The organism is Aeribacillus sp. SP014, assembly GCF_054055575.1.
In genome coordinates, this window is record NZ_JBSRXI010000001.1 from 2,542,966 (window position 1) to 2,567,360 (window position 24,395).

26 protein-coding genes and 1 other annotated feature are annotated in these 24,395 nt (G+C 39.6%); all 26 genes read right to left on the bottom strand.

Translation table 11 applies throughout. From position 1 onward, the window contains the following. Positions 1-15 precede the first annotated feature (15 nt). The 26 genes from pyrR to mraY all read right to left on the bottom strand — a co-directional run bounded on the left by pyrR (position 16) and on the right by mraY (position 24,394). The gene (gene pyrR / locus ACVIJU_RS12295; RefSeq protein ID WP_063388474.1) at positions 16-561 is read right to left on the bottom strand and encodes a bifunctional pyr operon transcriptional regulator/uracil phosphoribosyltransferase PyrR; all 546 of its coding nucleotides are present in this window, start codon (positions 559-561) and stop codon (positions 16-18) included. Positions 562-724: 163 nt separating this feature from the next. Further along, the gene (locus tag ACVIJU_RS12300; protein WP_063388475.1) at positions 725-1,639 is read right to left on the bottom strand and encodes an RluA family pseudouridine synthase; all 915 of its coding nucleotides are present in this window, start codon (positions 1,637-1,639) and stop codon (positions 725-727) included. A gap of 3 nt (positions 1,640-1,642) precedes the next feature. Continuing rightward, the gene (gene lspA, locus ACVIJU_RS12305; protein WP_094246084.1) at positions 1,643-2,104 is read right to left on the bottom strand and encodes a signal peptidase II; all 462 of its coding nucleotides are present in this window, start codon (positions 2,102-2,104) and stop codon (positions 1,643-1,645) included. 109 nt (positions 2,105-2,213) lie between these two features. After that, a complete protein-coding gene (locus ACVIJU_RS12310) occupies positions 2,214-2,552 on the bottom strand; it encodes a TraR/DksA C4-type zinc finger protein (RefSeq protein ID WP_232515561.1) in 339 nt (112 codons plus the stop codon). Positions 2,553-2,805: 253 nt separating this feature from the next. Continuing rightward, positions 2,806-5,580 carry an isoleucine--tRNA ligase gene (ileS, locus tag ACVIJU_RS12315; protein WP_456687651.1) on the bottom strand — a complete coding sequence of 925 codons (2,775 nt, stop codon included), beginning with the start codon at positions 5,578-5,580 and terminating at the stop codon, positions 2,806-2,808. Between the two features lie 53 nt (positions 5,581-5,633). Further along, positions 5,634-5,858: a binding site (T-box leader), on the bottom strand. A 51-nt stretch (positions 5,859-5,909) separates the two neighbouring features. Beyond that, a complete protein-coding gene (locus ACVIJU_RS12320) occupies positions 5,910-6,419 on the bottom strand; it encodes a DivIVA domain-containing protein (RefSeq protein WP_063388479.1) in 510 nt (169 codons plus the stop codon). 95 nt (positions 6,420-6,514) lie between these two features. Beyond that, on the bottom strand, positions 6,515-7,291 hold the full coding sequence (locus ACVIJU_RS12325; RefSeq protein WP_063388480.1) for a YlmH family RNA-binding protein: 777 nt from the start codon (positions 7,289-7,291) through the stop codon (positions 6,515-6,517). Between the two features lie 78 nt (positions 7,292-7,369). After that, positions 7,370-7,633, bottom strand: coding sequence for a YggT family protein (locus ACVIJU_RS12330; protein ID WP_340857074.1), 264 nt, complete (start codon positions 7,631-7,633; stop codon positions 7,370-7,372). Positions 7,634-7,642: 9 nt separating this feature from the next. Then, positions 7,643-8,104 (bottom strand): cell division protein SepF, encoded by a 462-nt coding sequence (locus tag ACVIJU_RS12335; RefSeq protein ID WP_063388482.1) that lies wholly within the window; start codon positions 8,102-8,104, stop codon positions 7,643-7,645. A 22-nt stretch (positions 8,105-8,126) separates the two neighbouring features. After that, positions 8,127-8,798: a YggS family pyridoxal phosphate-dependent enzyme gene (locus ACVIJU_RS12340; protein ID WP_456687652.1), complete on the bottom strand. Its 672-nt coding sequence runs from the start codon at positions 8,796-8,798 to the stop codon at positions 8,127-8,129. 3 nt (positions 8,799-8,801) lie between these two features. Then, positions 8,802-9,629 (bottom strand): peptidoglycan editing factor PgeF, encoded by an 828-nt coding sequence (gene pgeF / locus ACVIJU_RS12345; protein ID WP_063388484.1) that lies wholly within the window; start codon positions 9,627-9,629, stop codon positions 8,802-8,804. An 82-nt stretch (positions 9,630-9,711) separates the two neighbouring features. Next, positions 9,712-9,963: a YlmC/YmxH family sporulation protein gene (locus ACVIJU_RS12350; RefSeq protein ID WP_063388485.1), complete on the bottom strand. Its 252-nt coding sequence runs from the start codon at positions 9,961-9,963 to the stop codon at positions 9,712-9,714. A 95-nt stretch (positions 9,964-10,058) separates the two neighbouring features. Then, the gene (gene sigG / locus ACVIJU_RS12355) at positions 10,059-10,835 is read right to left on the bottom strand and encodes an RNA polymerase sporulation sigma factor SigG (protein ID WP_063388486.1); all 777 of its coding nucleotides are present in this window, start codon (positions 10,833-10,835) and stop codon (positions 10,059-10,061) included. 131 nt (positions 10,836-10,966) lie between these two features. Next, positions 10,967-11,686, bottom strand: coding sequence for an RNA polymerase sporulation sigma factor SigE (gene sigE, locus ACVIJU_RS12360; RefSeq protein WP_063388487.1), 720 nt, complete (start codon positions 11,684-11,686; stop codon positions 10,967-10,969). Between the two features lie 51 nt (positions 11,687-11,737). Further along, positions 11,738-12,664: a sigma-E processing peptidase SpoIIGA gene (spoIIGA, locus tag ACVIJU_RS12365; protein ID WP_327856266.1), complete on the bottom strand. Its 927-nt coding sequence runs from the start codon at positions 12,662-12,664 to the stop codon at positions 11,738-11,740. A 718-nt stretch (positions 12,665-13,382) separates the two neighbouring features. Next, positions 13,383-14,516, bottom strand: a complete 1,134-nt coding sequence (ftsZ, locus tag ACVIJU_RS12370) for a cell division protein FtsZ (protein ID WP_327856265.1) — start codon at positions 14,514-14,516, stop codon at positions 13,383-13,385. Positions 14,517-14,557: 41 nt separating this feature from the next. Then, positions 14,558-15,844: a cell division protein FtsA gene (gene ftsA, locus ACVIJU_RS12375; protein WP_063388490.1), complete on the bottom strand. Its 1,287-nt coding sequence runs from the start codon at positions 15,842-15,844 to the stop codon at positions 14,558-14,560. Between the two features lie 129 nt (positions 15,845-15,973). Next, positions 15,974-16,345 (bottom strand): small basic family protein, encoded by a 372-nt coding sequence (locus tag ACVIJU_RS12380; protein WP_311066249.1) that lies wholly within the window; start codon positions 16,343-16,345, stop codon positions 15,974-15,976. 2 nt (positions 16,346-16,347) lie between these two features. Beyond that, positions 16,348-17,070 carry a DUF881 domain-containing protein gene (locus tag ACVIJU_RS12385; protein ID WP_232515562.1) on the bottom strand — a complete coding sequence of 241 codons (723 nt, stop codon included), beginning with the start codon at positions 17,068-17,070 and terminating at the stop codon, positions 16,348-16,350. 49 nt (positions 17,071-17,119) lie between these two features. Continuing rightward, entirely contained in the window at positions 17,120-17,827 is a 708-nt protein-coding gene (locus ACVIJU_RS12390; RefSeq protein ID WP_063388492.1) for a DUF881 domain-containing protein, read from the bottom strand. Further along, positions 17,814-18,605, bottom strand: coding sequence for a cell division protein FtsQ/DivIB (locus ACVIJU_RS12395; protein WP_063388493.1), 792 nt, complete (start codon positions 18,603-18,605; stop codon positions 17,814-17,816). The genes ACVIJU_RS12390 and ACVIJU_RS12395 overlap by 14 nt, the downstream gene beginning before the upstream one ends. 172 nt (positions 18,606-18,777) lie before the next feature. Next, entirely contained in the window at positions 18,778-19,689 is a 912-nt protein-coding gene (gene murB, locus ACVIJU_RS12400) for a UDP-N-acetylmuramate dehydrogenase (RefSeq protein ID WP_063388494.1), read from the bottom strand. Positions 19,690-19,705: 16 nt separating this feature from the next. Further along, entirely contained in the window at positions 19,706-20,812 is a 1,107-nt protein-coding gene (murG, locus tag ACVIJU_RS12405) for an undecaprenyldiphospho-muramoylpentapeptide beta-N-acetylglucosaminyltransferase (protein WP_063388495.1), read from the bottom strand. A gap of 109 nt (positions 20,813-20,921) precedes the next feature. Beyond that, positions 20,922-22,022, bottom strand: a complete 1,101-nt coding sequence (gene spoVE, locus ACVIJU_RS12410; RefSeq protein ID WP_063388496.1) for a stage V sporulation protein E — start codon at positions 22,020-22,022, stop codon at positions 20,922-20,924. 41 nt (positions 22,023-22,063) lie between these two features. Then, positions 22,064-23,419 carry a UDP-N-acetylmuramoyl-L-alanine--D-glutamate ligase gene (murD, locus tag ACVIJU_RS12415; protein ID WP_375338751.1) on the bottom strand — a complete coding sequence of 452 codons (1,356 nt, stop codon included), beginning with the start codon at positions 23,417-23,419 and terminating at the stop codon, positions 22,064-22,066. After that, positions 23,420-24,394, bottom strand: coding sequence for a phospho-N-acetylmuramoyl-pentapeptide-transferase (gene mraY / locus ACVIJU_RS12420; RefSeq protein ID WP_063388497.1), 975 nt, complete (start codon positions 24,392-24,394; stop codon positions 23,420-23,422). Position 24,395 lies beyond the last annotated feature (1 nt).

Sequence of the window (24,395 nt, forward strand, 5' to 3'; positions counted from 1 at the left end):
TATTAAAAGGGACATCTATTCATTTTCATAAATGGATACTTTTTCTTTTTCATCTACTTCCAAAAGCTGTACAACAATTTTTTCTGATTTTGAAGTAGGTATGTTTTTCCCGACATAATCCGCTCGGATCGGCAGTTCGCGATGGCCGCGGTCAACAAGTACAGCTAGCTGGATTTGCGCTGGCCTGCCGTAGTCAACAATGGCATCCATCGCTGCCCGTACCGTTCTTCCCGTGTAAAGGACATCGTCTACTAAAATGACTTTTCGATTGTTAATATCGATCGGGATATCTGAACCTTTAACGAGCGGTTCACCGCTTTCTGTTTTTTGTGTTAAATCATCCCGGTAAAAAGTAATGTCAAGGTTGCCGACAGGTATCTCTTTTCCTTCAATGTCCTCTATTCTTTTTGCAAGACGTTTGGCTAGATAAATTCCCCTTGTCTTGATTCCGACCAAAACACAATTATCTATACCTTTATTGTGTTCGATAATTTCGTGGGCTATTCTAGTTAGCGCCCTTCTGATCGCCTGCTCATCTAAAACAACCGCTTTTTCCGGCATGCTCATCACCTCAAATTTCGGTTAAAAAAACCTCTCATCCTGAGGATGAGAGGTTTTGTGCATAGCTCACCTATTGCCATACGATTCCTTCTCAGCCTCACGGGACTGCAGTTAAAGGATGCTGTATTGTCTAAACGTATTATGACAGAGCAGCTCGTAAATGTCAACGATCATTTCTTAACATTTGCAAAATCTTTTCGAATTCTTCCGGGAGCGATGCTTCAAACTTCAAAAACTCTTTTGTTCTTGGATGCTCAAAACCAAGTACGCCTGCATGAAGAGCCTGTCCATGAATCGGAAGTGTTTTTTTCGGTCCATATTTTGGATCGCCGGCTAGCGGAAAACCGATATATTTCATATGCACGCGGATTTGATGCGTTCTTCCAGTTTCCAGCCGACATTCAATATATGTATAATCCGAAAATCGTTCCAGCACATGAAAATGGGTGACAGCTTCTTTACTGTTTGTTTTTGTTACCGTCATTTTTTGCCGATCCTTTGGATCCCTGCCGATCGGAGCATCAATTGTGGCATGATCGTGCGGAATTACCCCGTGTACAATCGCCTTATATCTCCTTTCAACCCTCTTTTCCATTAATTGATTTGCTAATGATTCATGAGCGTAATCATTTTTGGCAACCATTAATAAACCTGAAGTATCTTTATCAATCCGGTGAACAATTCCCGGACGAAGGACTCCGTTAATTCCGGACAAATCTTTACAATGATATAAAAGACCGTTCACAAGTGTTCCTGAAGTGTGTCCCGGCGCTGGATGGACGACCATCCCACGCGGTTTATTGACAACGATGACATCTTCATCCTCATAGTATATATCAAGCTCCATCGGCTCAGGCTTGACATCCAGCTCTTCCGGTTCTGGAACAGATACAGTGATGACATCACCAATTTGGCACTTGTAATTGGCCTTCACCGATTTTTCATTTACTGAAACAACCCCGTCCTTGATCCAATTTTGGACCAACGTTCTTGACCAATTCTCATCTTTATTGGCCAAAAATTTATCTATTCGTTCATTTTCCTCTTTTTCCGTCACAACAAAAGTAAATTGCTCCATTTTCTACTCCTTTTGCTTCTTTTCTTCAAAAAATAGAAAATATATGAAAAGTAAAATAACACCGATTGTTAAAGATGAATCGGCAATATTAAAAATTGGAAAATTATAACCGAAAATATATGTATGGATAAAGTCCACCACCTCTTTGCGGAAAAGGCGGTCAATAAAATTCCCAATCGCTCCGCCAAGCATTAAGCTGAGAGCAACCCCCAGCATTGCATTTTGTTTCGCATATTTTTGCATATAATAAATAATCGCTACGACAACAATAATGGTAATCACATAAAAGAACACCATCTGGTTTTGCAATATTCCCCAAGCCGCTCCTTTATTGCGGTGAGACGTTATGTATAAAAATCCGTTGATAATTTCAATGCTTTCGCCAATTTCCATATTTTTTACGATCAGCCATTTTGTCCATTGGTCGAGAGCGATGACAAATAATGCAATCAAATATTTAAGCACACTGCGTTCCTCCACTCACTGGCAAGTTTCCATCAAATTTTAGCACATTTTTTGACAAACAGTAAAGAAGGGGAACAAGCAAAAAAGTGAAGCTTGTTCACTTCACTTCTTAATGATATTCTAGTGTTTTTTTTAAATATGATTTCATATTGAGAAAATCATGAATCGTTCTGGCTGTCGGAATTTGTGCCAATTGTTCGAGCGGCAATTTTTGCAATGTTTCTTCACATATGCCATAAAGTCCATATTCCATTTTTTCCAATGCAAGCTCAACATCGTTGAGCTCATTTTTTACATCCCGGATAAAAATCGGGTCATCCAATTGACTTTTGGCGAGCCGCGCATTAAGTTCGTCCTTCATTAACGTTAATTCGTCTTTGATTTGATCGAGCGGATTCATTATTAAAACCCCCTCGTCTGTTTTGTATTTATATTGTAACCGCCGCACTGCCTCCTATCACATTCAAGTTTTTCCACACACGTAAATAGCGGCTTGGAAATGATTCACACTTTAAAAGCTAAAAAGCTGAATTCTTCTTTCAATTTTGAGCAAAGTATTCATTTTTGAAAAAGCATCCGAACAAACTTTTTCAATTGACTATGACGGATTTCAATGAAAGATCGTTCTTTTTATGACACTTCTTTATGAGGAAGCATTGCTAAATGAAAAAACTCCCTGTTTGCACAGGGAGCTGATAAAACTATGCTAAATGGCTGTAGTGATCTTTCACAATGCTTGCACATCTTTTGCACAATGTCGGATGGTCATGATCTGTGCCTATATCTGTTGAAACAACCCAACATCTTTCACAAGTCTCACCATCCGCTTGCTTCACAATTATTTTGATGCTATCAAATGTTTGCGCTTCTTCTGGAGCATCTTTGTAATCACCGGCAATTTCTAACTGGGAAACAATAAACAGCTGTTTTAAGTCCTCTTGTATTGAATTGAACAATTCTTTTATTTCTTCGTTCGGATAAAGGATGAGAGCAGCATTTAACGATTTGCCGATCACTTTTTCATTTCGGGCGATTTCCAGGGCCTTTAATACATCATCTCGAACTGACATAAACTGATCCCATTTCGCTTCAATCTCTTTGCTGCCTTCAATCTCTACAGCTTCCGGCATATCGACAAGCTGTACGCTCTTTTCTTCAACTGATTCAATATGTCCCCATACTTCTTCTGTTGTATGCGGCAAAATCGGTGTCATCAGCTTTACAAGAGCAAGAAGCGCTTCATATAAAACCGTTTGGATAGAGCGTCGATTATGGCTGTCAGCAGCCTCAATATACAGAATGTCTTTTGCAAAATCAAGATAAAATGAGCTTAGCTCAATCGTACAGAAATTGTGAACGTCATGATAGATGGATGCAAAATCATATTCTTCATATGCTTTTCGCACTTTGGCAATTAGTTTATTCAGTTTAATGAGAATATAGCGATCCACTTCTCTTAATTTTTCTACAGAAACACGATGCTGATTTGGATCAAAATCAAACAAATTTCCTAACAAGAAACGGTACGTGTTGCGAATTTTCCGATATACTTCAGATACTTGTTTTAAGATTGCATCAGAGACGCGAACGTCCGATTGATAATCAACTGATGCTACCCATAGACGAAGAATATCTGCTCCAAACTGTTCCGTCACTTTGGCAGGAACAACAACATTTCCTAGCGATTTGCTCATTTTCCGTCCTTCGCCGTCCAGCGCAAATCCATGGCTTAAAACGCCTTTATATGGAGCTTTTCCGGTGACAGCAACTGCTGTAGACAGCGATGAATTAAACCAGCCGCGATATTGGTCAGAGCCTTCTAAATAAAGATCAGCAGGACGCTGCAAATCTTCCCGTTCAACTAAAACTGCTTGATGAGAAGAGCCTGAATCGAACCAAACGTCCATAATGTCTGTTTCTTTTGTAAAAATGCCGTTCGGGCTTGAAGGGTGTGTAAATCCTTCTGGAAGCAGGTCTTTTGCTTCGCGTTCAAACCAAACGTTCGAGCCGTGCTCGCGGAACAGTTTTGCCACATGTTCAATCGTTTCATCTGTTATGATCGGCTCCCCATTTTCACCATAAAACACTGGAATTGGCACGCCCCATGCCCGCTGACGGGAAATACACCAATCGCTTCGATCGCGGATCATGTTATGAATGCGAATTTCTCCCCAATTAGGGATCCATTTCGTTTCTTTAATTGCTTGCAGCAATTCATCTCGAAAATCTTTAATGGACGCAAACCATTGCGCTGTTGCTCTGAAAATCGTTGGTTTCTTTGTCCGCCAGTCATGTGGATAGGAGTGTGTAATAAATGAAAGCTTTAGCAATGCCCCTACTTCTTCTAATTTTTCCGTTATTTTTTTATTTGCGTCATCATAAAACAATCCTTCGAACCCTGGAGCTTCTTCTGTCATGTACCCTCTTTCGTCGACAGGACATAATACGCCTAGGTTATATTTTTGTCCGACGACAAAATCGTCTTCCCCATGGCCTGGCGCTGTATGGACGCATCCTGTACCAGCGTCGGTCGTTACATGTTCGCCAAGGATCACTAATGAATCGCGGTCATAGAACGGGTGTTTCGCAACCACATATTCCAGCTCTTTGCCTTTAAACGATTTCACTACTTCATATTCTGTCCAGTCCAGCTCTTTTGCCACTTCTTCGAGCAGAGCAGATGCGATCACAAACTTGTCAGCTCCAACCTTCACTACAGAATATTCCAAATCAGGATGAACAGCAATTCCTAAGTTTGCAGGGATAGTCCACGGAGTAGTCGTCCAAATGACGATTTTTTCTCCATCTGTTAATATATTTTTTCCGTCCTTTATTTCAAATGCAACATAAATAGAAGGCGAGCGTTTGTCATAATATTCAATTTCCGCCTCTGCCAAGGCAGATTCGCTCGATGGAGACCAATAAACCGGCTTCAAGCCTTTATAAATATATCCCTTTTTCGCCATTTCTCCAAAGACGCGAATTTGCTGGGCTTCATATTCTGGTTTCAAGGTGACATATGGATTTTTCCAGTCGCCTCGAATTCCAAGGCGTTTAAATTGCACGCGCTGGCGCTCAATTTGCTCCCATGCATATTGCTCGCAATGTTTTCGAAACTGCGCGACATCCATCTCTTTTCGATTGATTTTTTGTTTCTTCAAAAGTGCTGTTTCAATTGGCAGACCGTGCGTATCCCATCCAGGAACATACGGTGCGCAATATCCGCTCATGGATTTATAACGGACAATAATGTCTTTTAAAATTTTGTTTAAGGCATGCCCCATATGAATATCCCCGTTTGCGAACGGCGGACCATCATGCAATATGAAAAGAGGCCGTCCTTTCGTGCGCTCCTGCACTTTTTCATAAATATCCATCTCTTCCCATTTTTTCTGGATCTCAGGTTCTTTTTTCGGAAGGTTCCCTCTCATTGGAAAGTCTGTTTTCGGCATTCGTAACGTCTCTTTATAATCCATTCCCATTCCTCCACATAATATTTGTTCACTAAAATAAAAAAAACTCCTCATCCCTAAGGGACGAGGAGGAATCTCGCGGTACCACCCTTTTAGATGCGCACAAATCATGCACATCCACTCATAAACATAACGGACTTGGCCGCCACAGCCTACTAGCATGTTTCAGCTATGGACTCAAGGGTGATGTTCATCCTTTCGCCTTTACCCGGGCTTCCACCGTCCCCGGTTCGCTGTCATAAAGGGCTTGAAAGGACTACTGTCCCTCTCATTGTTTTGTCATATTCCGTTTTATTTTCGTATTATATGAAATCACGAACAAAAAAGTCAAGTTATACTTTCGGTTCTTCCGCTTCTTCTCCTAAGATTGGCTCGACATTGTATTCCATTAAGTGATCCCAATCATCATTTTTTAGCAGATCAAGCTGTGCTTCGATGAGCATTTGAAAACGGGTGCGGAATACTTTTGACTGCTTTTTCATCTCTTCGATTTCCATTGCAATTTTATGCGATTTAGCAAGTGCTTCATTGATGATTCTGTCAGCATTTTTTTCCGCTTCTTTAATGATCAGCTTCGCTTCCTTTTGAGCGTTTCTTTTCACATCTTCCGCAGCTTCCTGCGCAACTAAAATCGATTTATTTAACGTTTCTTCTATATTTGTAAAGTGATTCAGCTTCTCGGTTAATTCCTTCACCTTTAATTCCAATTCTTTCTTTTCGCGGATGACCATTTCATAATCTTTAATCACTTGATCTAAAAACTCATTTACTTCATCTTCATCATAGCCGCGAAAGCCTTTTGTAAATTCCTTGTTATGAATATCCAGCGGGGTTAAAGGCACAAATTCCACCTCCATATGTATGTTTTTCGCAAAACACTAATCCAATTATAAACGATTTTTCGACAGAATGGGCAAAAATCTTTCCATTTGTAATATTATTTTTGTATTCCGATCTTAATGCGCCACTTATCTTTTCTTGTTTTCCCTTCAATTGCCAAAACTTTGCTTCTTCCGAATCCTCGGACAGATAACACATCATCTTCCGCAATTTCAAAATGAGCATCCTCAACAATTTTCCAATTGACTTTGACGAGACTATTTTCAATAAGCGATTTTATTTTTTGCCGAGATTGGTGATAAACATTTGCTAAAACAGCATCGAGCCGAAGCGAAGAAACGGTGATCAAAGAAATATCCATTTCTTCTTCATGAGAAAACACATCTTCGAATGGAATCTGTTTCAAACGAACGGAAATCTTTCCAATTTTATTCCAGTTCAGCTGCAGGAAATTGGCAATTTCTTGCGCAACCATGACTTGCACCGTTTCATCATGAATGATAATGTCGCCGAACTTGCTCCGTTTTAAACCGAGCGACATAAGCGATCCAAGCACTTCGCGATGTGATAATGTCACGAATTTTTTCGGGAACATGATTTCAAATGCGAACATTGAAAAATCATCTAATGTCGGTTGAATATAGTCAGGGTAAAAAAAAGCCCGCTTTCTTTCAGCATTTTTATAGCCTCCGAAAAATTGCACGTGAACATCCGGATTTTCACCGATCAATGTCTTAATGATTTTCTGTTCCCGCGGATCTAAAAAATCGGTCAATTTTGGCCGATATTGCTCAGTCACAATTTGTTTCCATCCAAAGACTTTGTCAATGAACTCCCTTTCTTCTTTGCGAAAATGTTGATAAACACTCTCCATAAGAGACAACTCCAATTATGATATGAAAAGAGCCGATTGGCATACAAAACAATTCGAATGTCAATCGGCGAATGAATTTTATGAAATCATACTAAAAAGAGCATACAGCCCATAATCTGCAAAATGCAGGGCAATCAATGCAACAATAGGAGATACATCAATCATCCCTAATGGAGGAATGATTCTTCTAAACGGTTCTAAATAAGGCTCACATATAGCCGCTAAAAATTGTCCAATGGACGTTTCCCTAGCATTCGGAAACCAAGACATCAAAATATAAATGATAATCGCATAGGAATAAATATCGAGCAAAAAACTTAATACGTTATATATTGTCCCCATCAATCATTTCTACCACCTTTTATTTTCATCATCTGCCATGAAATCGGAAATGGAGCCGGCGACATCTACGTTATCTGGGGTACATAAAAATATGTTTGTTCCAACACGCTGGATGTCTCCGCCAATCGCATAAACAGTGCCGCTTAAAAAATCAACAATTCTTTTTGCCTGATCATGCCCGATCCGCTGCAAATTGACAATGCATGAACGGCGGTTTTTCAGATGATCAGCAATTTCTTGCGCCTCTGAATACGTTCTTGGCTCACATAATATTACTTTAGTGGATTTTTGGGCGCTTTGCAAACTTACAACATTTTGTTTTCCGAAAGCGGCATTTTTTTCAACGCTGCTGTTGTGATTGAACATAATCGGTTCATGTTGGTGTTTCTCTTCAGGAGCTTCCATATCTTCAATCTCATAATCTTCATCATCGAGAGCAAAAAAGCTTTTAAATTTATTCTTTAAGCTCATCTGATTTACCTCCAGTTTCGTTTTATGTACCTACTAGCGAGGAGCCGATGCGAAGATAAGTAGCCCCTTCTTCAACCGCGATTTTGTAGTCGTTGGACATCCCCATTGATAGCTCTGTACATGGTGCATTCGCTATATTTAGTGCTTTCACTTGTTCCTGCAATTGCTTTAAACTTCGGAAGCATCTTCTGATTTCATCTTCATCGTCTGTAAATGGAGCCATTGTCATTAATCCGACAACTTCGATATGGCGATACTCCTTCAACTGTTGAATAAAATCAATGCATTGTTCAGGAGCCACACCATGCTTTGACTGTTCGCCAGATGTATTTACTTGCACAAAGCATTTGATCGTTCGATCTGCTCTTTTTTCAATTTCGTTTGCTAGCGATATTCTATCCAACGAATGAATATAATCCACCTTGTCTATAATATTTTTCACTTTTCGAGTTTGAAGTGTGCCGATGAAATGCCAGACAGCTTTTGACCCAATGCTGTTATATTTCGATAAAAAACCGTCATCCCTGTTTTCGCCTAAGTGTAAAATGCCTGAATTTATCGCCTCTATAGCCCGTTCTACCGTTACATATTTCGTCACTGCAATAATTTGGATATCATCTATTTTTCGATTTGATTTTTTGCATGCTTGTTCGATTTCCTGTTGGATTCGTGCTAAATTTTCTTTCACTGACAAGGCTTAGTATCCCTCCTTCAAACCGATAAATCCCATCATTCGTCCTGTTTTCCCTTGATCTCTTCGATGGGAAAAAAACAAATCTTGATCGCAGCTTGTACAATATGAGGTCAATAGGATTTGATGTTCCGGCACTCCTTTTTTCATTAACAATCTTTTGTTGATTTCTGCAAGATGAATAGAATAAAGGCCGTTCTCAAGCTGTTTATAAAATGTCGTCTCATTGTCAAAAAGAGGTTTGATCGCATCGATCACATCGTCATTGACGACATAACAGCATTCGCCGATTGAAGGACCTATGGCTGCAAATATATTTTGAGCTTGCACACCTTCGTGCAAAACCCAACTGTCGATCATTTCACCTGCTATATTTTTCGCAGTCCCTCTCCAGCCCGCATGTGCGATGCCAATCAGTGAGTCTTTTGGAGAAAAAAAGAAAATCGGAACACAATCAGCAAAAAAAAGGGAAAGTAATATATTTTTTTCCGATGTGTATAGGCCGTCCGTTTGAGTGATGCATTGACGATATGTAAAAACCCCTGATCCTTTATGTTTATTTACTACCTTGACAATTTGTTTGTCATGGACTTGATCGGCACATACCCAGTTTGGTAGATCAAAACGAATTTTGTCCCCAATGATTTTTCGATTTTTGATCACCGTTTCCTTTTCATCATTCACATGAAGACCTAAATTTAATGAAGCAAAACCATTCTTGGAAAATCCTCCTTTTCTCGTCGTAAAACCTGCTGTAATCTGAGAATGAAGCTTCGCCCAAGCAGGTATGGAGAAAAAAGATTCATCTGTTAATTGAAACGGTTCATGTTTCATTGTACCATTCCTCTTCGACAATTCTCTTATTTTTATTTTAACATATCTTTAAGCCAACATTTAACCAAAATTCGTGCGATTCTTATTCTGTTTCAACATTTTTCGAAACTCTTACTAAAATAACATCTTTTCCGATTTTTACGATGTTCCTCCAAGGAATGACAATTTCTTCCCCTTTTCCAAAAAAACCTAAAACCTTCCCTTGACTAGTGATCATGATCGCTTGAATTTTACCAGTTTTTAAGTCGATGTCAACGTCTTCAATGCTTCCTAATTTTTTTCCGTCATGGACATTCACAACATCTTTTATTTGCAAATCGGAAATATGGATCATGCCGGCTTCTCCCCTCAAGTATTTTTACAATCAGTATATGAGTTTTTTTTTGAATGATGATAAAGGGCCACATTCAAAAGAATGTGGCCCAATGATTATTGAATATTTTTGGTCATTTGTTTAATGGCAGCTTTTTCAAGCCGAGAAACTTGAGCTTGGGAAATGCCGATTTCTTCTGCTACCTCCATTTGTGTTTTGCCTTGAAAAAACCTTTTTTTCAATATCAGCTTCTCCCGATCATTCAATCGTCTGATCCCCTCTTTTAGAACAATTTCTTCAATCCACTTGGAATCGCGGTTTCGCTCGTCGCTTAACTGATCCATGACAAAGATCGGATCACCGCCGTCGTTATAAATCGGTTCAAATAATGAAACTGGATCTTGAATGGCGTCTAAAGCAAAAACGATTTCTTCATGCGGCACATTCAGCTCTTTAGCAATTTCTTCTGCCTTCGGCTCACGTGACGTTTCGCTCATGAGTTTTTCACGCACCTGCAAAGCTTTATAGGCAATATCACGCAATGATCTTGAAACACGTATCGGATTGTTGTCTCGCAAATATCGACGAATTTCACCGATGATCATCGGTACAGCATAAGTAGAAAATTTTACGTTTTGGCTCAGATCAAAATTATCTATAGATTTCATCAACCCAATACATCCTACTTGAAAAAGATCATCGACAAACTCGCCTCTGTTATTAAATCTTTGGATGACGCTTAAAACGAGTCGCAAATTTCCGTTGACAAGCTTTTCTCTGGCTGATAAATCACCGCTTTGCATTTGTTTAAATAATTCTCGCATTTCTTCATTTTTTAAAACAGGAAGCTTCGAAGTATCAACACCGCAAATTTCAACTTTATTTCTTGTCATTTCGTTTCCCCCTTACAGGAGTTCTTGCTGTCTTAAGTTAAGTATCTCCCTGAAGGGGAAAAATATGCACAAGCTTTTCAGAGTGAACACGCTGTTGATTTTTCGCTATACATGCGACTAGCAAGCAAAAATTACACCATTTTATTAAATTCTTTTCGAAGACGCTTAATAATTCTTTTTTCCAATCTTGATATGTAAGATTGAGAAATCCCGAGCATGTCAGCCACATCTTTTTGCGTTTTTTCTTCTCCGCCATGCAATCCAAACCTAAGCTCCATTATTTGTTTTTCTCGTTCATTTAATTGCTGCAGCGCCCGCATTAATAGCTTTCGGTCAACATTAGCCTCCAAATCCTTTGTAATAATATCGTCTTCTGTTCCGAGAACATCCGAAAGAAGCAGTTCATTTCCATCCCAATCAATGTTCAACGGTTCATCAAAAGAAACTTCAGATCTTGTCTTATTATTTCTGCGCAAATACATTAATATTTCATTTTCTATACATCTAGATGCATATGTCGCAAGCTTGATCTTTTTTTCGGGATTAAAGGTGTTGACTGCTTTAATTAGCCCGATCGTCCCAATGCTGATCAAATCTTCAATATTGATGCCGGTGTTTTCAAATTTTCGGGCAATATACACGACAAGGCGCAAATTTCGTTCAATCAAAATCGAACGGGCAGCCTTATCGCCGCTCGGAAGTTTTTTTAACAGTATTTCTTCCTCTTCCTTCGAAAGCGGAGGCGGCAGCGCTTCGCTTCCGCCGATATAATAAATTTCATCTGTTTTGATCCCTAATTTTGTTAAAAACTTGTACCATATATACGTGAGATAAAGCTTAATTTTTTTCATGTTGTTCCCCCTTCTAAACAAATTGGTTTATGAGTATGCTATGAATAAAGGCTAAGAAGCATCTTTTTGTTTACCCGTCTGGATCATTTTTGGATGAATAATGCATTGATAATCGTCTTCGCTTGAAAGCCGCGAATGATTTAGTCCAATAAGCGGGCGGGACAGCATTAATGATTCTTCTTTTGTATGAATCACCACTTCGTCTGCTATTACGGCTAATAATAACTGAAGATCCTGGCCAACAGACCGATACGGAATAATTTTCAGCCTGCCGATCCATTCTTTCTGTTCTATGGCTGTCACAGCCTCCATAGGATTTCGATTAGAAATGACTTGGTGCATACTTTCAGGAAACACGGTCATTAATTTTTCCGCTTCGGCAATCATGACTGGCTTCTTAGTGATGGGATCATACAATTGATTGCCGCTATCAATCAATCCTTTTACTATTACTTTTTTCTCCATCATCGTGATCGAAACATCGACAATTTGATCATAGTGGATTTTTTTTGCTTCAACCTGTTCAAGCCGCAAGCGGGAAAAATACCAAATAATCGGAAAGCCGACCACGATAAATAACCAGCTGACAGGATTTCCGAAGCCATTTCCATTTGTTAAAATCATGTTATTTTGAAATGAAAAGCCTACTTGAAAAAAATAATAAGTGCCAAGCATACCTCCCCCAACTGCAAAAGTGACAAAATAGAAAGTCAATAAATTTTCTATAAAGTAGCGAAACTTCTTAAAGCCAAAAGCATAAAGAACCATCACACATGAGAGGATTAGTTTTGATTCCGGACGGCTCGCCAGCTGTGCGAAAGGCGAAAAAAGCAATATCACAATAGCGGAGCCGATGAGCGAAGCAATCATTATTTTTTTCCATACAATGTTTCTCTTTAAGATGATTGCTGTAAGAAAAAGGAGCATGATATCAAAGCAAAAATTCATCAGCCAAATAGCATCCAAATAAATGGTCAACCGCCTCTTCCTCTCCCACCATTCAATTTTTTAGGCTTCTGACTTGCTATTAATAGGTAGTATAAACGCTATTCATTCCAAATTGTGTCAAATAGTGGCGAGTACAGCATACAATTTTTGACGGATTCCTAATGTTTTCGTCGAATGGAAAAATGGTTAAAGAAAAAAACGGTACAAGCCTTTTAGAGGAAGAAAGCTAAATTGCTGAAGTTGTAAACACTTTCGTTAAGCGACGATGGGGAAATTACAGGAGATCTTTTCTTAAAAAAGCTGCGCAAATGTTTATACTTTTTCAGAACGAGGAAAAAGCCTGGCTAAAAAGCCAGGTCCTTTCGCGTATATATCTGCAATTTATATTCCACAAAAAATATTAGAACTTACCATATACATGGCATTAAATTTTCAGCAAGGATCCGCATTTTTTTCAAATGGCATGTCGTATTTTTTCATAAAGTTTTGATTCATTCGTTTTGCTATTTTCGGGAACGCGTTCAAATCTGTTTATCTATTTTTACATAATGTTTTGATTCATTCCGCCGTAATGCGATTTTTGAACAAATCATGCCTAATAGGAATCTCTGAATCCTGCAAATATTTATGTTCCAGTCCAATATTTAAACTGTTTCACGCATGCAAATATTAAAAACCTTCCATTTTGCCCGCTTGATGAGCTTTAAGAAAAAAGCATGGATGACGTCTATTGTCACCCATGCTTTTTTTAGCGGCGTTTTCTGTTTCTTAAAAATGTCGGGATGTCAAGCGTATCTTCTGCCTGCTGCAATGCACGGCTCGTAATGTCGTGAGTCGGCTCTTCCTTTTTCACTTCACGCTTAGTTGCAACATTTGGCTTCTTATTAGGAGCAAATGGTCTCGCTTCTTGCTTGCTAGGATTTATTTCAGTTTCTCTAAATCCAGTTGCAATCACTGTTACAATAATTTCATCCTTCAAATCTTCATTAATAACAGATCCAAAGATCATGTTGACATCTTGGTCCGAGGCTGATGCAACAATATCGGCTGCTTCTTGAACCTCATATAGGCTTAAATTTGTTCCGCCGGTAATGTTCATCAATACTCCTTGCGCCCCGTCAATTGAAGTTTCAAGAAGCGGACTTGAGATTGCTTTTTTGGCAGCTTCAGCCGCTCTGTTCTCTCCCGTTGCTACTCCGATTCCCATCAATGCAGAACCTTTGTTCGACATAATCGTTTTCACGTCCGCAAAGTCTAGATTGATGAGTCCCGGCACAGCAATTAAATCAGAAATACCTTGCACTCCTTGACGAAGAACGTTATCCGCTTCACGGAAAGCTTCAAGCATCGGCGTATTTTTATCAACAATTTCAAGAAGTCTGTCATTCGGAATCACAATAAGAGTGTCCACGGCTTCTTTCATGGCTGCAATTCCACCAGCCGCCTGCATAGCGCGTTTTCTTCCTTCAAACGTGAACGGCCTCGTGACAACGCCGACCGTCAGTGCTCCTAAATCTTTGGCAATTTGCGCAATGACAGGTGCTGCACCAGTTCCGGTGCCTCCTCCCATTCCAGCCGTTACAAACACCATGTCTGCACCTTTTACAGCTTCTTCAATTTGTTCCTTGTTTTCTTCAGCAGCTTTTTTTCCGACCTCTGGATTTGCTCCTGCACCAAGGCCCCTTGTCAATTTTGCGCCAATTTGCATTTTTGTTTCTGCTTTTGAAAGGTTTAATGCTTGTGCATCAGTGTTGACAGCAATGAACTCTACACCTTGCACACCATGTTCAATCATCCGGTTGACGGCATTATTTCCGCCGCCTCCTACTCCAATAACTTTAATTGTTGCAAAGCCGTCAATATTCGTATCGAACTCCAACATGCAAAATCCTCCCTAATCCATCAATGCTCTATTGACGAAATTTATTCGAAAAAGTACCCAAAAAATTTCTTCACTCTGCTCATTTTTTCTTCATTTTGACGCTTCGTTTTTTGCTTTAAAGTCACTTCATTCGCTTCACTCGGAACAGTTTGCTTAATCTGTTCCACCTCCACCTTCGATCCAATCCGTCTCCCTTGAATTTTTGCATTTTTGTAGGCAAACTGGATGAGACCGACACCTGTCATGTATTGAGGATTTCTAACACCTATGTAGTCGGGGCTAGCAATCCGAACATTGTGGGCGAGTACAGTTTGAGCAAGTTCAAGCACACCAGGAATGTTTGCACTTCCGCCAGTTAACACGAAACCTCCGGGCAATTCCCTGAAGCCCAGTTTTGCAATTTCTTGAGCTACAAGAAGAAAAATTTCCTCCATTCTAGCCTCAATAATATCAGCTATTTGAAGTTGATTGAATTTTTGCATTTTATCGCTGCCTATAATCGGAACATCAAACACCTCGTCTTCAGATGCATGATCATAAAAGGCATGTCCATGTTTAATTTTAATTTTTTCAGCATTTTCTGTGGAAGTTCTAAGACCAATTGATAAATCGTTGGTAATGTGTTCTCCCCCAACCGGTAGAACGGAAGTTGTTTTTAACTCTCCGTTTTCAAAAACTGCAATGGTAGTGGATCCCCCGCCAATATCGATAAGAGCTACGCCTAAATTTTTTTCGTCTTTGGATAAAGCAACTGAACCACATGCGAGAGGCTGAAGTGCAATATCCGTAATTTCAAGGCCTGCACGTTCAACGCAGCGCAGTAAATTATGTAGAATAGTTTTTGATCCGGTGATGAGCAGTCCTTCCATTTCCAGCCTTACTCCCAACATTCCCCTTGGATCATGTATCCCGTCAAGACCGTCTACAATAAACTGCTTCGGAATGCAATCTATAATTTCCCGATCTGGGGGAATGGATAAAACTTGTGCAGCTTCAATGACACGCCTTACATCTTCATTTTGAATTTCTCGGTTTTCACTTGAAACTGCCACTACTCCTTGACAATCTTGAAGTTTTACATGAGAGCCGCTCACACCGACAACAACTTTATGGAGGGGCATGCCGATCATTCTTTCCGCTTGTTCCACAGCCTTTTTAATAGAATGAACGGTTTCATCTATATCAACAATTGATCCTTTTTTTAAGCCTTTTGATTTCACATTACCAACACCAATAACGTTTAACGATTCATCCATCATTTCGCCAATGATTACTTTTACATTGGATGTACCGATGTCAAGACTGACAAATATTTCATTGCTGTTCAATGCTTTTGGCACCTCCTTATCCAATACTACTATTCTATTACGTCCAATAGAACAATACAATGAAACGAACGTTACATATTTGTTTCAATTTGTATATGTGTAAATTCAACACTTGATCTATTTTCCCTTTTAAAAGTTGGATTTTTTTTTGTTCGTATTTCTGCCGCTGTTCCATTTTGCGATTAAAATTCTGCGAATAACCGCTATATTTTGGAAAAGCCGAACTCCAAAAGCAAACATTGCTACTAAATACAAGTCTACACCAAGATGAACGCCGAGAAAAGCTAAACTTGCAGCTAAAAGTATATTAAAAAAGAATCCGGAAACAAACACAAGCTCATCATAAGAATTTTGCAAGTATGCCCGGAATCCCCCGAACAGAGTATCAAGCGCAGCAAGTATGGCTATTGATAAATAGTTGGAATATTCATCTGGAATTTGAATGTTGCTGTACAGACCTAAGACGATACCTAAAAGAATTCCGATAACCGGGAGCCACATAACTAATTCCCTTCCTTTTCATCTTTAAGAGGTGCCATATTTTGAATGCGGATCGATTTTTCATAAGGCGGTATAATTAGCTGTTTCTGCGGTGCAGATACGGTCAATTTCAAATTATCAATCGCAAAATCGTCTTTCAATGCAGATCCATTTATTTTACTGTAAAGTTTTTCAGCGTCGTTTGATAAAATTTTGATTTCAATCGGGTAAGTGTTCAGACTGTTTCCGTCAATTTTCGTTATTCCGTTAATATCGCGGATAACGGTTGTGTTGACAACTCTGTATCCGTTTATTGAAATTTCTTTTGCTTCATAAGAGTTCACTTCATTGATCAGACGCTTTAAAAGCTCTGGCGAAATCGGCTGAATAGGTTTTCCGAGCAGGTTGCTGTCAAACAAAGGCTCAACTGTGAGAACGACACCCTCACCTTTTACTTCGGTTAAACCCGCTTTCGCCTTCAGCTCTTCTAAAGTATCTTTCAACGCTTTTTCAGGACTTTCGTTTTTTTCCATTTCCCTTTGCATTTGGTCATATTTGCGGATTTCTTCTAACAATTCCACTTGAAGCTTCTGTTCTCTTTTTAAATCTTCACGGAGCTCCCACATATCCCTCGTATCACGCTCGTCCGGTTCTTCTATGGATCGATATTGCACGCCAAGCATAAACCCAAAAATTGTTGTAATGATGGAAAATGTAAAGGCAAATTTCCATTTTGGTTTAATCAATCGTCCATCACCTTTCTTTTTTCTAGAGCTAGGTTAGCTAGGGTTTCCGCTAATCATCCAGTTCATTTGACAAATAGGGCCCCATTTTAATTTCTTTTTTCTTTTCCACCTTTACAACAATATTTTCATAGGCAAGCTGATCCAAAACGCCTCCTGCAATGTTTAGCGCCTGCGTCAATACCTCAGCATCTCCGATGGCAGAAATAACAAATGGAGCGGGAAATTGGTTTCCATCTACCGTTACGACGGGGCCGTTACAGATGATATAAGAATGATGGAATATTCTTTGTCCGTTGATCGCTACAGCGGTCGCACCTGAAATGAGCAATTCATTCACAACTTTAAAGATGTGGCTTTCATGAACAATATAATTGTTCACATTTTCCCCTTCTGGAACATAAGAAGAGTCTTCGAGCGTCACTTCAATCCCTTCGCCGACAACCCCTACCTCTCCTACAAACATCCTCAATTTTTCAACATCTTCAACTAAGTTATAATAAAGCTCTTTCTCTTTTTTCAATTGCTCTTCAATTTCTGTAACTTTTTTTTGTTTTTGAAAAAGCTCCTCCTGGAGCTTCCGGTTTGTTTCTTCTTGATTGATCAGCAGCTTTCTTGTTTCATATTCTTTTTCCCACTGTTCTGGTGATACATTCAAATCTTTTCTTTCTTTTGTCCATTGAAAAGAATATGAAATTAAGAAACCGACGACGAGCATAATAAAAAATAACATGACATGGCTGGCATTAGCTTTCCTCATCGGCTTTGTCCCCTTTATTCTTCTGTGATCCTTTCTTGCTGTAAGGCTCAAAATAAGAACCGACTTCTAAGTGGATAATCCCTTTTACTTTCGGGTTGAGTTCTTTTACAATCATTGGATATGAACGCATTTTTTCAGCAAAAGTTTTCATAGAAGCTCTCACTTCATAGCCGTTGTTCATAAATAATGTAATTATGTACGGATCCATTTTTTCCGGCGTATAGTGAACCTCAGAAATGGAATTGGAAATGGAATGCGGAAGGTTTGTCAATTGTTCAGTCATGAGATGAGCAAATTCAGCATCGTCAAAACCGAATAAGATCGGAGCATCAGGCACTTTTACGCTTTTTTGTCCATCTAAAGTTTCCCCGTTTTCCAAAACCGGGTAAAAGGATGATCCATTGGACACGTAGGCTACTCGTTTCATTTCTTCAATTTCAATCCGAATGGTGTGAGGGAAAATTTTGACTATGTTCGCACCTTTCACTTCTTTATGTTTTTTCAAGGCTTTGATCGTTTTTTCTTTATTAACACTCCAAAAATTCGTCTGTTGATCGATACCGGAAAGCGAAATGATTTCATCGCTGGGAACATTGACATTTCCGCTCACTTCTACGTTTTTCACTTTGCTTAACGGCGTTTCTAAATAAATAATTAATAAAATAAGCAAGGAGAAGGTGAGAATAAATAGTATAAATCTCCTATTTGCCTTTTGTTTGCGCTGCTGCTTGAGCTTCGGTATCCGATCCTCGATTGAAACGATTTTTTCTTTTTCCAAGTCTATGTTCACCCCATCCTAGATTCATTGAATCCAGGTTTAATATATAAGCTTGTCCAAAAGGAGCAAAAAATGTTTAAAGGTGAAAAAACGGCAATAGCATGCCGTTTTAAAAAAATCTTGTTGAAATATTATAACACAATGTACAAGCTGAAAGGGAGAAAGATTTTTCCTATTTATTCCTTCCAACAATTTCAACTTCCGTTTCCATTTTGATTTGGAATTGCTCGTAAATCGTCTTTTTTACAAAATCGATGAGGGCCAGAACATCTGAAGCTGTTGCATTGTCTTCATTGACAATAAAATTCCCGTGCATCTCCGATATTTTTGCGCCTCCGATTTTGTAGCCTTTTAAGCCGGCTTTTTCAATGAGCTGACCAGCATAATGAGGAAGGGGGTTTCGGAAAATGCTTCCTGCGCAAGGGTGGTTCCAAGGTTGTGTTTCACGGCGATATTCTTTATTTTTTTGCATCGTGGATACGATGCTGTCTCTATCTCCTTTTTTTAATTGAAATACCGCTTCTAAACATATTCCCGGGCGCTTTTTTTGCAAGATGGAGCTGCGGTATGAAAATTCCATTTCTTCATTGGAAAGCCATTCTAATGTCCCATCTGCAAACAAAATATGCGCCTTTTTGAGAACATTTGAAATATCCGAGCCGTGCGCACCCGCATTCATATAGACCGCACCGCCTACAGATCCGGGAATGCCGCTGGCAAATTCTAAACCAGACAATCCTTTTCGGCTGATCAATGTTGACAGGCTGACTAATGAATAGCCTCCCCCTACTGTGATCTCCTCATCTTGAATGGTTAAATGGCTGATGCCGTTCCCTAATTTAATTACGACCCCGGCAATTCCTTCATCTAAAACAAGTAAATTGGATCCTCTCCCTATTACGCGCCAATCTGCATGATGCTTTTTGATGATTTCCATTGTTTTCATTAAGCCTTCAATGCTTTTTGGCTCGACAAACACATCTGCCGGTCCGCCGACTTTCATCGTTGTATGTTTTTTTAACGGCTCATTCTCAAGCACTTTTCCTATATCAGCTCGAATTAACTCTTCCAACAGCTGCTTCACATGTATCCCCCCATTTTCAAATCTTGTTATTAGCAGCGGCAAGTTCGTTCATGACTTGATAAAGCCTTTTGGCTGCATCACGAACTCCCAGTTCAAAAGAAGCTTCGCTCATGCTCTTCAACGTTTCCGGATTCAGTAAAATTTGATCGATCAACGTTAACAAACGATGCCCTGTTAAATTTTGTTCAAGCAATAAAACGGCAGCGTTTCTTTCACTGAGTGTGCGGGCATTTGCTTCTTGATGATTGGCTGTAACATACGGGCTTGGAATTAATATGCTTGGAAGACCAAGCGCTGTTATTTCCGCTAAAGTCGTAGCACCTGCTCTTGATACGATTAAATCAACTGCTGCCAGCACATCCGGCATTTGGTGGATAAACGGTTTGATAATAATATTTTTCAGCCGGCCGCAATCACCTATTTGTTCCATTATTTGCTTGTAATGAACCTCACCGGTGACATAAACAATTTGATACGGCTTTTTCGATAATTCGTCAAGGATGCTGAGGACAGATTCATTAATCGGTCTTGCCCCGCGGCTTCCTCCAAAGATGAGCACGGATTTTACATTCTCTGTTAAATTTAAAGATGATTTACCTTTTGCCCGATCGCCGCCAATCACTTCCTGCGCGCGAGGATTTCCTGTTAGAACAACTTTTTCTTCCGGAAAAAATTTTTTGGAGCTTTCAAAAGAAATGGCGACTTTATCAACATATTTTGCTAAAAATTTATTAGTCAAACCAGGCACGCTGTTTTGTTCGTGGATGATTGTCGGTATTCCGAGTCTGCTGGCTGCATAAACGACTGGTCCCGAAACATATCCTCCAGTCCCAATTACAACATCCGCCTGAAACTCTTTTAGCAGCTTTTTGCAGATGGCGAAGCTGTTGAAAAATCGATAAACTGTTTTAACATTATCAAACGACAGCTTTCGTTTAAAACCGCTAATTTTAATCGCTTTAAACGGGATCCCTTCCCGTGCCACAATCTCTTTTTCCAGTCCATTTTCCGTCCCAATATATAAAAAATTGGCATGAGGGTCATATTTTTTCACTTCTTTTATGAAAGCAAGCGCAGGATAAATATGACCGCCGGTTCCTCCTCCACTTACGACAATGTTCATTCAAAAAGCCCCCCTGAAATGTTAGAAACTTTTTATAAAACAGTTAAAAGAGGCTGAGCAAACAAGCCGAAAAGCCCCTTTTTTTCCATATTTATCCGGATTGGAAAGCTTAATATTTTGCATATCGGCTAATATTTAAAAGCACCCCGATTGCCATCAGCATTAACGTCAGTGACGATCCTCCATAGCTTAAAAACGGAAGGGTGATGCCCGTTACAGGCATTAATCCTGTGACAACCCCGATATTGATCATCACTTGAATCGCAACCATTGCAACAATGCCGACAGCTAGCAAGCTGCCGAATAAATCAGGCGCGTTCAACGCGATTAAAATTCCCCGCCAAAGCAAAAGAGAGAATAATAAAAGCACAAGAGAACCGCCTATAAACCCCAATTCTTCCGCAACGATCGCAAAAATAAAATCTGTTTGTGGCTCGGGCAAATAAAAAAACTTTTGTCTGCTTTGACCCAATCCTAATCCGAAAAGGCCTCCAGGGCCAATTGCATAAAGCGATTGAATAATTTGAAACCCGCTCCCAAGCGGATCCTCCCATGGATTGAGGAACGAAGTGATCCTTTTCATACGATAAGGAGCTGATAACACAAGAGCGGTAAAACCGAGTGCACCTATCAATCCCAGTCCGATAAAATGGCTAATTTTCGCTCCTGCTGCAAAGATCATGACGACACATGCTCCCATCATCACCGTTGCTGTTCCTAAATCAGGCTGAAGCATAATGATCCCAAATGCTAAAAAGACTAACCCTAAGGACGGGAAAAGCCCTTTTTTAATGGTTGTTACAAATTTTTGATTTTCGGACAAAAATTTAGCCAGAAAGGCGATCATCGCTAGCTTCATAAACTCAGAAGGCTGAATGGAAAATGCCCCGACACCGATCCAGCTTCTGGAGCCATTTCGTACAACGCCAATTCCAGGAATCAACACGGCAATCAGCAAAACGAAGCATACGATTAAAAGCACCTTTGCCCACGTTCTCCATGTCCAATAGTCTATATTCATAAAAAAGAACATGGCAACAATACCTAAGGCGGCGAACAGCAGCTGCCGCTTTGCAAAAAAGAATGCATCGTCAAATTTATACGTTGCCCATATGGCGCTTGCGCTATATACCATGATTAAACCGATCGAAAGCAGCAAAAATGTGATCAAAATTAAAATGAAATCTGGAGATTTGCTTTTTGTCGACACGCCGAACACCCCATCTTTTTTAAGCTTAAGGGTACGAGCCCTTATTTTAGCTTATGCACGGCGTTTATGAAAATGTCTCCTCTCTCTTCGAATGTTTTATATTGATCCCAGCTTGCACAGGCCGGAGAGAGCAAAATGACATCACCTATATCCGATATGCGAAACGCCGCAAAGACTGCTTGTTCCACATTATCGACATGTTCTATCAGTTCTATTCCAGCCTTCTCTGCAGCCTTCTTTATTTTTGGGGCAGTTTGTCCAAAGGTGATGACTGCTTTCACATGTTTGAAATACGGGATTAATTCATCAAATTCATTCCCCCGGTCAAGCCCTCCGGCCAACAATACAACAGGGGATGAAAAAGCTTCGAGAGCCTTTGTTGTTGCCAAAATATTCGTGGCTTTCGAATCGTTATAAAATTTTCTTCCTGAAACTTCTCCAACATATTGCAGGCGATGCTTTACACCTGAAAACGATGCCAGCACCTTTTGAATCGCTTTGTTTCCAACATTTTTCGCCTTTACTGCACAAATAGCGGCCAAAATATTTTCTAAGTTATGCTTGCCGACAAGAGCAATATCTTTTATATCAATAATTTTTTCGCCATCATACCAAATGGATTCATTTTTGATATAAGCACCATTTGATACTTCCTTATTGGTTGAAAAATAAATTTTCTTTCCGTTTGACAGTTCAGACAGACGCACAACATCTTGATCATCCGAATTGATAACCGCAACCGATTGGTCATCTTGGTTCGAAAAAATTTTTCCTTTCGCTTGCATATAATTTTCGCGAGTTCCATGATAGTCTAGATGGGCATTAAAAATATTTAACAAGACCGCGACTGAAGGTTTAAAATGAATGGTTCCTAAAAGCTGAAACGAGGATACCTCCATAACTACAATATGTTCCTTTGTCGCTTCCTGTACAACTTCACAAGCCACATTTCCGATATTTCCTGCCAGCAGCGGCTGTTTTCCATCCGCCTTCAGCATTTCGTATATTAAAGTTGTCGTCGTCGTTTTTCCATTCGATCCAGTTATCGCAATAATTTCCGCTTCAGAAATTTGATACGCAAGCTCGACTTCGGTTATAACGGGAATATTTTGTCTCGCTGCTTTTTGTACGATCGGGTTTGTGTATGGAATGCCTGGATTTTTTACAACAATATCAATATTATGCTCCTCGAGCAATTGTTCGGGATGTTCCCCTAAAATAAGTTTGATCCCTAAACTTTCAAGTTCTATTACATCATCATTTGCTTCGTATGGCTTAATGTCGTTTACGGTAACATGAGCACCTAGTTTATGCAATAATTTAGCGGCTCTCAAGCCGCTTTTCGCCAAACCTAATACGAGAACGTTTTGATCGACATACATTTGTACATTTTTCAATTATAACCACACCTCGATGATAATTCCTAGTATTGCAAAAAGCAAACCCATCGCCCAGAATGTCACGACGACTTTCCATTCCGACCATCCGTTTAATTCATAGTGATGGTGGAGCGGGCTCATTTTAAACACTCTTTTTCCAGTCATTTTAAAGGAAATTACTTGAATAATGACTGATAATGTTTCAATAACAAACACGCCGCCAATCACTATAAGCAAAATTTCTAATTTTGTCAAAATGGCTACAGCGACAATCGCTCCGCCTAAAGCCAATGAGCCTGTATCTCCCATGAACACTTTTGCAGGGTGAGCGTTGAACACTAAAAAGCCTAATACGGAACCGACCACTGCAACACTAAAGATGGCAATATCATATTGACTATTGTTCCATGCCAATACAGCAAATGCTCCGAAAGCAATTGCAGCGCAGCCGGATAACAATCCATCGAGACCGTCGGTCAAATTGACGGCATTTGAGCCGCCTACAAGCATAAACAAAATAAGAACGGGGTAGAGCCAGCCAAGATCAAAAGAAAGTTCCGTCCCCGGCAATCGAACTTCTGTAGAGAACTCAAATTGATTTAAAACAAAATAAAAAATAACCGCAACAATGATTTGACCGATTAATTTTTGTTTTGAAGTCAGCCCGAGATTTCTTTTTAACACCACTTTAATCATATCGTCTAAAAATCCGAGGAGTCCGTAACCGATCGTTACAAACAACAGCAAAAACGTTTCGATCCCCGGTTCCGAAAATTTATTGGTCATGACAATAGTGGTGATGATGATGGATAAAATAATCATGACTCCGCCCATCGTCGGAGTTCCGGATTTTTTTTGGTGGGATTTTGGTCCTTCATCCCGAATACTTTGGCCAAATTTCAGCCTTCTTAAAAATGGAATAAAAATGGGAGAAAGTAATACACTGATTAAAAAGCCCATTAAGATGGTAAAAAGCACGACTTGTTCTAGCATT

Coding starts and splice junctions, on each gene's coding strand:
- ACVIJU_RS12325 (WP_063388480.1), bottom strand. CDS start 7,291: ATGGAGAGTGTTTATCAACATTTTCGCAAAGAAGAAAGGGAGTTCATT.
- ACVIJU_RS12390 (WP_063388492.1), bottom strand. CDS start 17,827: ATGAGGAAAGCTAATGCCAGCCATGTCATGTTATTTTTTATTATGCTC.
- ileS (WP_456687651.1), bottom strand. CDS start 5,580: ATGGATTATAAAGAGACGTTACGAATGCCGAAAACAGACTTTCCAATG.
- sigE (WP_063388487.1), bottom strand. CDS start 11,686: ATGAAAAAAATTAAGCTTTATCTCACGTATATATGGTACAAGTTTTTA.
- pgeF (WP_063388484.1), bottom strand. CDS start 9,629: ATGAAACATGAACCGTTTCAATTAACAGATGAATCTTTTTTCTCCATA.
- ACVIJU_RS12350 (WP_063388485.1), bottom strand. CDS start 9,963: ATGATCCATATTTCCGATTTGCAAATAAAAGATGTTGTGAATGTCCAT.
- murG (WP_063388495.1), bottom strand. CDS start 20,812: ATGAACATTGTCGTAAGTGGAGGAGGAACCGGCGGTCATATTTATCCT.
- ACVIJU_RS12335 (WP_063388482.1), bottom strand. CDS start 8,104: ATGAGCTTAAAGAATAAATTTAAAAGCTTTTTTGCTCTCGATGATGAA.
- ACVIJU_RS12300 (WP_063388475.1), bottom strand. CDS start 1,639: ATGGAGCAATTTACTTTTGTTGTGACGGAAAAAGAGGAAAATGAACGA.
- ACVIJU_RS12380 (WP_311066249.1), bottom strand. CDS start 16,345: ATGTGGCTCCCGGTTATCGGAATTCTTTTAGGTATCGTCTTAGGTCTG.
- sigG (WP_063388486.1), bottom strand. CDS start 10,835: ATGACAAGAAATAAAGTTGAAATTTGCGGTGTTGATACTTCGAAGCTT.
- ftsZ (WP_327856265.1), bottom strand. CDS start 14,516: ATGTTGGAGTTCGATACGAATATTGACGGCTTTGCAACAATTAAAGTT.
- ACVIJU_RS12330 (WP_340857074.1), bottom strand. CDS start 7,633: ATGGGGACAATATATAACGTATTAAGTTTTTTGCTCGATATTTATTCC.
- mraY (WP_063388497.1), bottom strand. CDS start 24,394: ATGCTAGAACAAGTCGTGCTTTTTACCATCTTAATGGGCTTTTTAATC.
- pyrR (WP_063388474.1), bottom strand. CDS start 561: ATGCCGGAAAAAGCGGTTGTTTTAGATGAGCAGGCGATCAGAAGGGCG.